General features: G+C 38.9%; 11 protein-coding genes. 5 read left to right on the plus strand and 6 right to left on the minus strand.

Annotated features, from left to right (window positions below; genetic code table 11):
- Window positions 1-151: 151 nt before the first annotated feature.
- Window positions 152-1483, minus strand: a complete 1332-nt coding sequence (locus NYG85_RS06055) for a UDP-glucose dehydrogenase family protein (protein ID WP_284937597.1) — start codon at window positions 1481-1483, stop codon at window positions 152-154.
- 376 nt (window positions 1484-1859) lie between these two features.
- Here NYG85_RS06055 and NYG85_RS06060 point away from each other — a divergent pair, with 376 nt between their 5' ends.
- The 5 genes from NYG85_RS06060 to NYG85_RS06080 all read left to right on the plus strand — a co-directional run bounded on the left by NYG85_RS06060 (window position 1860) and on the right by NYG85_RS06080 (window position 7282).
- On the plus strand, window positions 1860-3425 hold the full coding sequence (locus NYG85_RS06060) for a methyltransferase regulatory domain-containing protein (RefSeq protein ID WP_284937598.1): 1566 nt from the start codon (window positions 1860-1862) through the stop codon (window positions 3423-3425).
- Between the two features lie 39 nt (window positions 3426-3464).
- Window positions 3465-5561: a type I DNA topoisomerase gene (topA, locus tag NYG85_RS06065; protein WP_284937599.1), complete on the plus strand. Its 2097-nt coding sequence runs from the start codon at window positions 3465-3467 to the stop codon at window positions 5559-5561.
- Complete coding sequence (locus NYG85_RS06070; protein WP_284937600.1) at window positions 5562-5960, plus strand: hypothetical protein; 399 nt, start codon at window positions 5562-5564, stop codon at window positions 5958-5960.
- A gap of 232 nt (window positions 5961-6192) precedes the next feature.
- Window positions 6193-6825: an NAD(P)-dependent oxidoreductase gene (locus NYG85_RS06075; RefSeq protein ID WP_284937601.1), complete on the plus strand. Its 633-nt coding sequence runs from the start codon at window positions 6193-6195 to the stop codon at window positions 6823-6825.
- Window positions 6826-6865: 40 nt separating this feature from the next.
- A complete protein-coding gene (locus tag NYG85_RS06080) occupies window positions 6866-7282 on the plus strand; it encodes an Rrf2 family transcriptional regulator (protein ID WP_284937602.1) in 417 nt (138 codons plus the stop codon).
- Window positions 7283-7296: 14 nt separating this feature from the next.
- Here the strand turns inward: NYG85_RS06080 and NYG85_RS06085 are convergent, their stop codons facing one another.
- The 5 genes from NYG85_RS06085 to NYG85_RS06105 form a co-directional block, all read right to left on the minus strand.
- Window positions 7297-8055, minus strand: a complete 759-nt coding sequence (locus NYG85_RS06085) for a 3'(2'),5'-bisphosphate nucleotidase CysQ family protein (RefSeq protein WP_284937603.1) — start codon at window positions 8053-8055, stop codon at window positions 7297-7299.
- Window positions 8052-9326 (minus strand): citrate synthase, encoded by a 1275-nt coding sequence (locus tag NYG85_RS06090; protein ID WP_284937604.1) that lies wholly within the window; start codon window positions 9324-9326, stop codon window positions 8052-8054. Before NYG85_RS06090 ends, NYG85_RS06085 begins: the two co-directional genes overlap by 4 nt.
- A gap of 1 nt (window position 9327) precedes the next feature.
- Window positions 9328-10476: a cation:proton antiporter gene (locus NYG85_RS06095; protein WP_284937605.1), complete on the minus strand. Its 1149-nt coding sequence runs from the start codon at window positions 10474-10476 to the stop codon at window positions 9328-9330.
- A 47-nt stretch (window positions 10477-10523) separates the two neighbouring features.
- Entirely contained in the window at window positions 10524-11363 is an 840-nt protein-coding gene (locus NYG85_RS06100) for a biotin synthase (protein WP_284937606.1), read from the minus strand.
- A gap of 1002 nt (window positions 11364-12365) precedes the next feature.
- The coding region (locus NYG85_RS06105) for a methyl-accepting chemotaxis protein (RefSeq protein ID WP_284937607.1) at window positions 12366-12734 on the minus strand (369 nt) is incomplete at its 5' end.

Here is a 12734-nt window from a genome sequence, read left to right on the forward strand (position 1 = left end):
CGTTTCGCTTCGCATTACTTCGTTAGACTTCGCTTCACGCTTCGGTCATTACCTAAATGGTAACTCCCTTGCGTTTGCTTGTCTGCCTTGTCCTGCTGTGCGACACTTCGCCTTTTTATATTTTTCATTTGCTTAAAATTTTTTGGCGTTTCTAAATTTCGCCATTTTCTCTCACACCAATTTGATAATACTTAAACCCATATTCGCTTAAAATTTTAGCGTCATATTGATTTCTGCCGTCAAAAATCACAGCGTTTTTTAGACGCTGTTTAATCTCCATAAAATCAGGCGACCTAAACTCACTCCACTCCGTTACTAACGCCAAAGCGTTGGCGTTATTTAGGGCGTCATACTTATTTTTTGCGTATTTTACGTCGCTGTTTGGCAGATATTTTTTAGCTTCACTAACCGCCTTTGGGTCGTAAGCGACCACGTTTGCACCAGCGTTTTGCAATAAATTTATTAAAGTAAGCGAACTAGCCTCTCTCATATCATCGGTATTTGGCTTAAACGCAAGTCCCCAAAGTGCGATAGTTTTACCCTCTAAATCGCCACCAAAAAAGCGATAAATTTTATCAAAAAGCACCCTTTTTTGCGCCTTATTTCTGCTCTCAACGGCGTTTAAAATGCTAGGTTCAAAGCCGTTTTGCTTAGCGGTGTAAATGAGTGCCTCAACGTCTTTTGGGAAGCAGCTGCCACCATATCCACAACCCGGATAAATAAAGCTATAACCGATACGCGAGTCGCTACCTATGCCCTTACGCACCAAATTTATATCAGCTCCCACAAGCTCGCAGATATTTGCCATTTCGTTTATAAAGCTAATTTTAGTCGCTAACATTGAATTTGCAGCGTATTTTGTCATCTCAGCCGAGCGGACGTCCATACAAATGAGCCTATCGTGGTTTTTCATAAACGGCGAGTAAAGCTCACGCATAACGCCAAATCCCCACTCGCTCCTTGCTCCAATAACCACCCTATCTGGCTTTAAAAAGTCCTCCACAGCCGCACCCTCTTTTAAAAACTCTGGGTTTGAAACTACCTCAAAATTTAGCTCTAAATTTCGCTTTTTTAGCTCGTTTGCGATAACTTCGCTAACCTTATCAGCCGTCCCAACTGGCACCGTTGATTTATCCACGATGATTAGGGGATTTGTTAGGTTTTCTCCGATACTTTTTGCGACATCTAAAACGTATCTTAAATCAGCCTGTCCGTCCGCCCCCATTGGTGTGCCAACAGCGATAAATAGGGCTTTTGCGTTTAAGCCGTCCTTTAAATCGGTGCTAAATTTTAAAGTATCGTTTGCCACGCACTCTTTTACAATCTCGCTAAGCCCAGGCTCATAGATTGGAATTTCGCCGTTTTTTAGGCGTTCTATCTTGTTTTTATCAATGTCAATGCAGGTTACTTCGTTGCCCATTTTTGCAAAACAGGCACCGCTGACTAAGCCAACATAACCAGTGCCAACAACTGAAATTTTCATATTTTACCTTTTCACGGCTCGTTTCGCTTCGCATTACATCGTTAGACTTCGCTTCACGCTTCGGTCATTGCCAACACGGCAACTCCCTTGCGTTCGCTTGTCTGCCTTGTCCTGCTGTGCGACACTTTGCCTTTATTTTTACTCTGGACCACGTGTCCGCTCCGTTTGATTTTTCGCCTCCGCCTAGCCTAGCTTTGCAATACTTCGCCTTTTTACGTTCTTATTTTGTTTAAAATTTGACTTATCTTTTCGCCTTTTGCTAAAATTTTTTCTAAATTTTAAACAAAAAATTAAAATTTTTTAAAATTTTTGTCCGATTTTACCATTTTAAAGTTTAATTTTATACTATAATTACAAAAATTTTTAAGGATAATCTATGCAAAATCAAAACGAAATCACAAACGAGCTTGAAAAATCATATAACGAGCTACCCTACCGCTCATCGGCTTTTGCACAATGTTCGCCACTTCACTTAGAAGCTTGTGGCAGGATTTTAGACATAAATCCGCAAATTTCAGCCAACGCTAAAATTTTAGAAATCGGCTGTTCTTATGGCGGTAATCTAATCCCATTTGCCTTTGATAACCCAAACGCAACCATTGTCGGCATTGATTTAAGTGGCGAGCAGATTAAAAAGGGCAGCGAGCTTGTTAAGAGTTTTAACCTAAATAACCTAAAACTAATCCAAGCAAATGTCTGCGATATAGGCGATAAGCTTGATGAATACGGCAAATTTGACTATATCATCACGCACGGAGTTTATAGCTGGGTGCCAAAGGTCGTTCGTGACGCCATTTTGGAGTTAATTAGCCAAAAATTAGCCCCAAACGGCGTAGCTTACGTATCATATAACACCTATCCGGGCTGGAAGGTAAAGGAGATTATTAGAGATTATATGCTTTTTGTTTCACGAAATGAAGCCAGTGCAAAAGATAAGGTAGCAATAGCTAGAAAAGGGCTTGAAGTATATAAAAAATTCCTACAAGGCAAAGATGATGAAGATAGCAAAGTGATTTTAAACTGGATAGAAAACACCCTAAATCACGAAGACCACTACATAGCACACGAATTTTTAGAGGCGATAAATGTGCCGTTTTATTTTATTGATTTTGTTGATGATTTGCATAGACACGGACTTGATTATCTTTGTGAGAGCGATATGAATGACCTGTTTAGACCAAATATGGGCATTAGCGAGATTGATGATTTTATCGCTATGGGGGGGGGTTTAGATAGAGTGGCACAAGAGCAGTTTTTAGACTTTTACACCCAAAATAGATTTCGCCAAAGCCTAATCGTGCATAAAGACGCCTACAAAAACGCCACAAAAAACATAAGCGTAAAGGAGATAAACAGGCTTCACATTGTTGATTATTTTGCCAAATCGCAAGATGGCTACAAAAACGAGCGTGGAGTTTTAATGAGTAACTCTTATGAGTGGCTATATCTAATCTTTAATCAAACCTACCCACAAAGCATAAATTTAGGCGATTTAGTAAGCCTAATTGAGCCAAGCTTAAAGCTAAGTGCGTATTTAGGATTTATTGAAATTTTAAGCAAGGGGTGCAAGTTTTATCCAAAAGAGATGCCAAGCATTCGCTACGAAGTAGGCAAAACTCGCCTAAAACAAGCCCTAATCCCTTACGTAAAATACTTCTTAAAAGAGCCAAATCCAGTGATTTCATTTGCAAATGAAACAAATCGCTACTGGAAAGGTGTAAAACAGCAAGACTTTTACGCTCTTTTAAAATTTGATGGCAAAAACGACATTTACACAATCGCCGATGAGTTTTTAAAATTCGTAAAAGCAAACAACATAACCTTAAAAGATATAAACGGCAAGGAGATTAAAGGGGTTAAAAACCTAAATGAATTTGCAATTAATTACATTTTAGACATTGAAATTAGACTAGCACAGGAGCATTTTTTTGAAATTTTCTGATAAAATAACACCAAAATTTACTACAAAAAGGAAGCTAATATGAAAAATCTTATCATTGTGGAGTCCCCAGCAAAGGCAAAAACGATTAAGAATTTTTTAGGCAAGGACTACGAAGTCATCGCTTCAAAAGGGCATATTAGAGACCTGCCAAAAACGAGTTTTGGTATCAAAATTGAAGGCGAGAGCTTCACACCAGAATACAGAGTAAGTGCTGATCACTCAAAAATTGTAAAAGAGATAAAAGAACTAGCCAAAAACGCCGATGAAATTTACCTAGCTACCGATGAGGACAGAGAGGGCGAGGCCATTGCTTTTCACATTGCAAATGCCATTGGCAAGGACGCTAAAAAGCTACCACGAATAGTCTTTCACGAGATAACAAAAAACGCCATAAATCACGCCCTAAACAACCCACGCCACATTGATATGAATAGCGTAAATGCCCAACAAGCAAGGCGTTTGCTTGATAGAATAGTAGGCTACAAGCTAAGTCCGCTTTTAAATTTAAAAATCCAAAAAGGGCTTTCAGCTGGGCGCGTTCAGTCAGCAGCGCTTAAAATCATCGTGGATAGAGAGCGTGAAATTAGGGCTTTCGTGCCGACTAGATATTTTAGCATTGATACGAAATTTAAAACCAACCTTGACGCCGAGCTTATAAAATTTGAAAATCAAAAAATTGAGAAGCTAACAATCCTAAATCCAGACAGAGCAAAGCTTATCGTAGAGCGTTTAAAGGGCGAGAAATTCGCAGTTAGCGATATTGAGAGCAAGGAGCGAAAGACAGCTGCTCAACCGCCATTTATGACCTCAACACTTCAACAATCAGCCTCAAATAGGCTTGGTTTTAGCCCTAAAAAAACGATGATGATAGCTCAAAATTTATATGAAGGTGTGCAAACTCACGAGGGCTTTATGGGTGCGATAACTTATATGAGAACAGATAGCCTAAATTTAGCCGCCGAAGCGGTAAAATCGGCTCGTGAGCTAATTAAAAAGGAGTTTGGAGATAAGTATCTGCCAGAAAAGCCAATCTCATACGTAACAAAATCAAAAGGCGCACAAGAAGCCCACGAAGCCATTCGCCCGACAAATCTAAATTTCACGCCACAAATAGCGGCAAAATTCCTAGAAAAGGACGCCCTAAAACTCTACACCCTAATCTACAACCGCTTTTTAGCCTGTCAGATGAGCCAAAGCATAAGCCAAACGCAAAATGTCTTTGTAAAAAGCGAGAGTGGCGAGTTTAAGCTAAGTGGCAAAAAGCTCGTTTTTGACGGATTTTACAGGGTTTATGGCGATATGGACAAGGACTTAATCCTGCCAGAGCTAAAAATCGGCGACGAGCTAAAAATACAAAGCATCAAAGACAGCGAGCATTTTACCGAGCCACCATCACGCTACTCAGAAGCCGGGCTTGTTAAAAAGCTTGAAAGTTTAGGCATTGGCAGACCTAGCACCTACGCCCCAACTATCACGCTTTTAACCTCACGAGAATACGTAAAAGTAGAGAAAAAACAGCTCGTGCCAAATGAGATTGCTTTTTTGATGATGAGCGTTTTAGAAGAGCATTTTAACGATATTGTTGATAGCGAATTTACATCAAATTTAGAAGAAAAACTTGATCTAATCGCCGAAGATAAAGCCGACTGGCAAAAAGTTTTAGGCGAGTTTTACTACCCATTTATGGATAAAATTTCAAGCGGCAAAACCGGCATAAAAAGCCTAAAAGTAGCCACGCCAATCGGCGAGAAATGCCCAGAATGTGGCACTGGCGACTTGGTTGAGCGAAGTGGGCGATATGGTAAATTTATAGCGTGCAATAACTTCCCAAAATGTAAATTTTCACGAAATTTAAAACAAAACGCAACAAACACCGATGAAAAATCAAAAAAAGAGCCTAAAAAAATTGAAGTGCCTTGCCCAAAATGTGGCGGCGAGATTGTTGAGAGAATCTCAAAACGTGGTAAATTTTTTGGCTGTTTAAACTACCCAAAATGCGACTTTATTTCAAATTATGAGCCAACACTGATAAAATGCCCAAATTGTGGTGGTAGCACGATCAAAAAAGAGCTAAAAAAAGGCACGTTTATTGAGTGCTTGGAGTGCAAACACAAAGAGCAAATAATTGAAGGCTAGATGAATTTTCTAGCCATTTTTTGCCTTTTAAACTCTCTTTTAAACCCAAAAATAATCTACAAAGATGACCCGATTTCTCTTTTTTCAGCCTTTATTTTAAGTAAAAATTTTAGCGATGAAAAGACAAAGGCACTGCTTGAAGCGTCGCTAAATTTAGGCGTTTTTAAAGACATAAAAGTCGCAAATGTAAGTCTAATTGAGATGACACTTTTTGCAAATAAGATAAAAAGCTTTGAGTTTTTAGCAAATAATGGAGCCGATTTTAGCCAAATTACTAAGAAATTTGACACAGAAATTCTCATTTTTTTATCGCAAAACGGCATAAATTTGCTTGATAAAAACCTAGATAGGGCAAAAGCCGAGCTGTTTTTTAAAAGCGATTTGTATAAAATTTCATAGATAATCAGATTAAAATCGCTCAAATTTTAATTAATAATGGTGCAAAAAAGAGCGATTTTTCGGTGCTTTTTCGCATTTTAAGATATATTGGCGATGATAGTTTTAAAAGGCTAAAATTTTAAAATATAAAAATTTTTGTTGTAACTCTTGACATTACAATAAAATTCTACTATACTTCGCTCATCGGTTGTAAGTTAAAGCATTACAACTAAATCAAAACAAAGGACAAACAATGAAAATAGCAATCTTAGCAGCAAACGGCAAAGCAGGCGAAGCCATATTAAACGAGGCTTTAAATCAAGGACACGAAGTAACAGCGGTCGTTAGAAATAAAGATTACAAAAACGACAAAGTTAAGGTTATCTACAAAGATATTTTAAGCTTAGAAAAAGCCGACCTTGCGGGATTTGACGCTGTGATTACGGCATTTGCGGCTTGGACGCCAGAAACCTTGCCACTTCACACGACTACGCTAAATCACTTAGCAAATTTACTAAGCAACACAAACACACGCCTTTTAGTTGTCGGCGGCGCTGGTAGCCTATACGTTGATGACGCACTAAGCGTTATGCTAGTTGATACGCCAGAATTCCCAGATGAATACAAACCTGTCGCAAATGCGATGAAAGCGGGATTAGCCGAGCTTAGAAAGCGAAACGACGTAAAATGGACATATCTTAGCCCAGCAGCCGAGTTTGAGCCAGACGCACCAAGAACTGGCGAATATATCGTGGCTGGGGAGAAATTTACGCTAAATAGCAAGGGCGAGAGCAAGATAAGCTACGCTGACTACGCAATCGCTATGGTTGATGAGCTAAAAAATGCAAAATTTATTGGCAAACGTTTTAGCGTTTTAGAAAAATAGATTTTTTGGGCTATAATTAGCCCAAAATTTTGGAGGTAAAATGCAAATTGGAGTGAAATTTTCAACCGCAATTCATATTTTATTAAGCGTGGAGTTTTTTAAAGATGAGAAAAACACGAGCGAATTTTTAGCCCAAACGATCGGCACAAATCCAGTAATCGTTCGCAATATCATCGGCGAGTTAAAACGTGCTGGACTTGTCATTACAAAGCCGGGAGTTGGCGGACTTAGCCTTGCTAAAACGCCAGAGGAGATCACGCTTTTTGATATTTTTGCAGCGATTAATGAAAACCACGACTTGATGTTTAAAATTCACAACGCCCCAATTGAGTGTCCGCTAGGTGGCAAAATCAACGCTCTTTTAACACCACACTTCATCGCCACGCAAGACGCCCTAAAATCAAAACTACAAAGCATAAAAATTTCTGATTTACTAAATGAGTTAAAAAACCAATAAAACTATTTGTTATTTTAGGCTAAACGCTCAAAAATCTCATCTTTAAGCACTAAAAATTTATGGCTTAAAGCTATAAAATGCGGGTTTTTTAGCTCGGTTAGGTCGTAAGTCGGTGCTGTTTTTTGCTTTAAGCTTATCATCGCTCCGCCGCTAAAACGCACCAAAGCGTCGCCAGCGGCGTTGTCCCAAATGTAGCTTGGGCTAAATCTGGCGTAAATTCCGCCATTTTGCACAAGACGGCAAAATTTTATCGCTGAGCCGATTTTTTGGGTTTTAAAGCCAAAATGATTTGCAAGTGCCGTGCTTTTTGCACCAGCCGAGCGTCTGCTTAGGTAGAAAATTTTCTCATCATTTTGCCCTAGTTTTATGCTTGTTTGCGTGTTTAAATCAACTCTAAACGCTCCGTTTTCTGATGCGTAAAAAAGTGCATTTTCACACGGGATAAAGATCACGCCAAGCACTGGTGTGCCGTGTTTTATAAGTGCGATGCACACGCAAAATTCGCCGTTTTTATCTATAAATTCCTTCGTGCCATCAAGCGGATCAACCAGCCAAAACTCATCGCACACTTCACTTAAAATTTGCTCCTCAGAGCTGATTTTAATCCCACTTTTGCCTAAAATTTCAAAGATTTTTTTATTTGAGGCTAGGTCAGCACTTGTTAGCGGGGATTTGTCGGTTTTGGTAAAAAGGTCGTATTTTTCGTAGTGTTTTAGGATTTCAGCCCCAGCTTGTAGGGCTGAAAATTTCGCTAAATCAAGCAAATCTCTCATTTTGGCGTTCTGTTTGTGTGTCCGACATAAAGCTGACGTGGGCGGACGATTTTAATCGTGTCTTGCTCTTTTAGCTCTATCCACTGGCTAATCCAGCCCGGCGTTCTGCCGATGACAAAAATCACGGCAAACATATCGTTTGGAATTCCAAGCGCCTTTAAGATAAGTCCAGAGTAAAAATCCACGTTTGGATAGAGATTTCGTGAGATGAAATACTCATCATTTAGCACTATTTCTTCAATGCGATTTGCGATTTTTATCAGCTCTGAATTTATGCCTATCTCATCAAGCAACTGATAGCACATTGATTTTAGCACCTTTGCGCGTGGGTCAAAATTCTTATAAACCCTATGCCCAAAGCCCATTAACCTAAATGGGTCGTTTTTATCCTTTGCACGAGCGATGATTTTATCTACATTATCAACCGTGCCAATGGCTTCAAGCTGTCTTATCACGCCCTCGTTTGCACCGCCGTGAGCGTGTCCCCAAAGCGCACCAATCCCAGCAGCTATACAGGCGTAAGGATGAGCGTGCGTTGAGCCGACGGTTCTAACGGTCGTAGTTGAGGCGTTTTGCTCGTGATCGGCGTGAAGCATAAAGACCGTATCAAGCGCCTTAATCTCAACTGGCTTTAAATCCACGTGCTCGTAAGGATAAGCACGAAGCATATAAAGAAAATTCTCAGTAAAGCCACGATCTAGGTTTGGATAGATGATAGGATAGCCCTTTTTGTGGCGGTAGCTAAATGCTGCAAGGGTTGGAATTTTAGCGATAATTCGCATTGCCATCTCTTTGTATTCTTCTGGTTTATTCATATTTAAGTGATCTGAATAAAACGCAGAAAGAGCCGAAACTGACGCTTGAAGCACTGCCATTGGATGAGCACCACTTGGGAAAGCATCAAAAATTTTCATCATACCTTCGTGAATATATGAGCGTTTTTTTAGCTCGGATTTAAACTCCAAAAACTGCTCTTTGCTAGGCAGCTCCTTATTTAAAAGCAAATACGCAACATCAAGGTAGGTTTTATTCTCCGCTAGATAGGCGATATCGTAGCCCCTATGCATTAGCTCGCCCTTTAAGCCATCAATATATGTAATGCTAGAACGACACATCGCCGTTGATGTATAACCCCTATCAAAAGTAAACATACCAGTTTGCGTAAAAAAGGTAGAAATATCAATCACATCCGGACCCATTGTGCCGTTTAGAATTGGGAATTCGTAGCTGTTGCCGTTTCTATTGTCGGTTAAAGTTACTGAATTTTTCATATCATCCCCCTTGTTTTATGTTAAATGTTATTTTAATAAAAATCATTGCTATTATAGCTTGAAGTAGGCTTGCTAGGATAAAAGATGAGTAAATTTCATCGCTTATGCCCCCTGCGTTGTGTGCTATGGTAGCAACAGCAACTAAAAGCGTCAGTGGCATTGACTGGGATAGCGAGAATAAAACCACGCCCTTAAAGCCAAGTCTATTTAAAAAGACAAAGCTAGATAAAAACCTGCATAAAAATAGTAAAAATGCGATGAAAATAGCGTAATTTACCACCGATGAGATTAGTAAATTTTCAAGCTTTAATGTCGTGCCAACGTAGGCAAAAAATATCGGCACTAAAAAGCCAAAGCCAAAGCTACCAAGTTTATGTGGCAAATCCTTTTTATGGTCAAAAAACGTCGCTACAAACATACCAGCGATAAACACGCCAAATACGACTTCAAGGTGTAGATACATCATCACCGCAATCATCGCAAAAAACAGCGCAATGCAAAGGCGAATGTCCTTTTCATTTTTATCGTAATGTGGCATAAAGATGACCTTTAAATTTGGATACCACCAAAAAATCAGGCGTAAAATTTTATACCCAGCCACGCTAAGCCCTAAAAATAGCATCAAATAAAGTATGCTAAGCCAAAATTTATAGCTTGACCCAAACTCTAAAAACGAAGCGGCAAAGGTAACTAAAACAATGCTAATGACTTCGCCGATTGAGCCGACAAGCATACTTAAATTTAGCCACTCTTGCGTTTTGCCGTATTCTTTAAAAAGCGTAAAAATCATACCAACGCTCATAATCGGCACGATGATAATAAAAAGGTTATTTAAATCAAGTCCAAAAGTGATGATAAACGCCAAAAAATAGAGCAGTCCAAGGTAGATAAAGCCCTGTTTTAAAATTTTTCTATCAGCGCTTAAAACCTCCCTTAAATCAATCTCCATACCAGCTAAAAACATCAAAAACAAAAATGCCACGTGGCTTACCATTTTAAAGGTTTCATTTGGCTCAATAAAGCCAAAATACCCAGCCAAACAGCCCATAATAATCTCAACTGCTGCAATCGGAGCGCGTGCTAGTTTTGAAAAATATGGCGATGCAAAAACGATAAAAGCCAAAACAATAAGCGTTGAAAGTCCGTCCATAAAAATCCGTAAATTAAAATAAAATGAGCGATTATAGCCTAAAATTTTTAATGACACGCCCCAGCAAAGCTAAATCCAAGCTGTTTTAGAACGCTAACATCCTTTGGCATAGCTTCGCCCTTTATCGTAAGATAGTCGCCTAAAACAATGGCACTCACGCCGTGATTAAAAATTTCATATTGCCTATCTTTTAAGATATGCTCCCTGCCGCCAGCGACCATTACACGGCACTCTGGCAGGGCTTTTACGTGATTATCAATGATTTTAAAGGCCTCGTTAATCTCAATCGGTTTTACGTTGTAGTTTAGCGACGGCTGATTTACGAAAAAATTTATCGGACTTGAAAATGGCTTTAAGCTAACTAGACTTTTAAGAAAGCTAACTCTATCATCATCGCTCTCGCCAAGTCCGTAAATTCCGCCACAGCAAAGCTCTAAGCCGACCTCTTTTGCGTTTAAGTTTGTCTCATATCTTTGCTCCCAAGTGTGCGTGGTGCAAATTTTAGAAAAAAACTCACGGCTTGTTTCAAGATTGTGGTTGTAGCTAAAAATTCCAGCCTCTTTAAGCTCCTTTAACTGCTCTTTTGAAGCAATGCCGTTGCAGGCAATTAGCATTAAGCCCGGCACATTTTTACTCACTACCCTTGCAAGACGTGCGACCTTTTGCGTTTTAGTATCATCAAGCCCAGCCCCACTTGTAACAAGGCAAAAGCCCAAAGCTCCGTGCGATTTGGCGATTTTTGCTTCGTTTATCACGACCTCTTCGCTTTTTATGTCGTAGCGGTTTATATCTTTTGCATTTACATTTTGTGTGCAGTAAGCACAATCCTCACCGCAAACACCCACGCTAAGTGAGCAAATTGAGCATAACATTATCTCTTTTTTCACGCTTTTCTCCAAATTTTTTGTTTTATTTTAGTTAAAAAAGCTTAAAATTTTAATTTTCTAAAATCTAAAACTGCAAACACCAATTTTAAATTAGCGAATGCTTGCAACAAAAAGCGTTACTCGTTAACAGTAAAAGATATTATTTTACAGCACCAATTAAATATATTTTAGCAGTGCGTGGCAACAGCAACATTCACCCATTGCCATATGTTCACTTAATTACTTACGGACGTAAGTCTAGCAGCTGGCTTACTGCTTTGTTAGTATTTAATGCATTCAAACTGCCCAAACGGCACATCAAGGTCTAAGTCAATAAATTTTACTCCTTTATCAATGTTTTTTGTTTTCAATAACCCAGCCGTTGCCTAAATTTATAAAACACTCCATTTTAGCACCTCTGTTTTTTCTTTAATAGAATTTTTAAAAAAGTTTGTTCTAATTGCTTTTTTTGCAGGGCAAAAGCCACTTGATTTATAAATCATATAAAGATAGTCCGTATCAAACACCAAAAAATATCCATTATCACTCTTTGCAATAAGCCTGTTTTGATGAAATTTATGTGGAGATACGGAGCTGATTAAATTTAAAAGCCTTAATAATGTCTTTTTTTGATATGTGTCTATTTATTAAGCTTTGAGAGTGGATTAGGGTTTTTGTATTTACATACCTTTACCGCTAAAAGGCTCGCTCCGCCAAACCGCAACTGCCTTTTTATCAGCGATATTTTTGGCGTTTGTTGTGCTGCCAGCTTGTTTTTATATATAGGTGGCTGGGATTATTAGTCTGTGCATAGACCGACATATATCAGCAATCCTGCTATCTATACAGCAGTGTAATTTTATAATAAAATTTCAAACTCTTTAAAGTATTTTTTTATGTAAATTTTTGCTATGTTTTTTAGGTTTTTAATATTTAAAAATTTTTAATCCAAAGACAAAACTTACAAAGACAAAAAGCATTAAAACTAAATATTTAAAATTAAAAGGGGCATTGCCCCTTTAATTAAAATTTCTTTTTTCTTACATCAGCGACGATGGCTTTTGCCATATCATCAACTTCGGCGGTTACTTCGTTTGTGCGGTTTGCTACGCCGACATTTGCACGAGTGAGATTGTCTATTTGGGCGACGCTTTGATTTATCATATTTATGCCGTCGGCTTGTTCTTTGATTGACTCGCTCATTTCGTTGATTGATTGGGCTAAAACGTTTGTGTTTGCTTCTATTTCGCCAAGCGATTTTTGTGTGCGTTCTGCTAGTTTTCGCACCTCATCAGCTACGACTGCAAAGCCCCTGCCGTGCTCACCAGCACGTGCAGCTTCAATGGCAGCGTTAAGTGCCAGCAGGTTCGTTTGATCGGCGATATCACGAAT

This window comes from Campylobacter gastrosuis, assembly GCF_030249845.1.
GTDB classification, from domain to species: Bacteria; Campylobacterota; Campylobacteria; order Campylobacterales; family Campylobacteraceae; genus Campylobacter_A; species Campylobacter_A gastrosuis.

Coding starts and splice junctions, on each gene's coding strand:
- NYG85_RS06055 (WP_284937597.1), bottom strand. CDS start 1,483: ATGAAAATTTCAGTTGTTGGCACTGGTTATGTTGGCTTAGTCAGCGGT.
- NYG85_RS06060 (WP_284937598.1), top strand. CDS start 1,860: ATGCAAAATCAAAACGAAATCACAAACGAGCTTGAAAAATCATATAAC.
- topA (WP_284937599.1), top strand. CDS start 3,465: ATGAAAAATCTTATCATTGTGGAGTCCCCAGCAAAGGCAAAAACGATT.
- NYG85_RS06070 (WP_284937600.1), top strand. CDS start 5,562: ATGAATTTTCTAGCCATTTTTTGCCTTTTAAACTCTCTTTTAAACCCA.
- NYG85_RS06075 (WP_284937601.1), top strand. CDS start 6,193: ATGAAAATAGCAATCTTAGCAGCAAACGGCAAAGCAGGCGAAGCCATA.
- NYG85_RS06080 (WP_284937602.1), top strand. CDS start 6,866: ATGCAAATTGGAGTGAAATTTTCAACCGCAATTCATATTTTATTAAGC.
- NYG85_RS06085 (WP_284937603.1), bottom strand. CDS start 8,055: ATGAGAGATTTGCTTGATTTAGCGAAATTTTCAGCCCTACAAGCTGGG.
- NYG85_RS06090 (WP_284937604.1), bottom strand. CDS start 9,326: ATGAAAAATTCAGTAACTTTAACCGACAATAGAAACGGCAACAGCTAC.
- NYG85_RS06095 (WP_284937605.1), bottom strand. CDS start 10,476: ATGGACGGACTTTCAACGCTTATTGTTTTGGCTTTTATCGTTTTTGCA.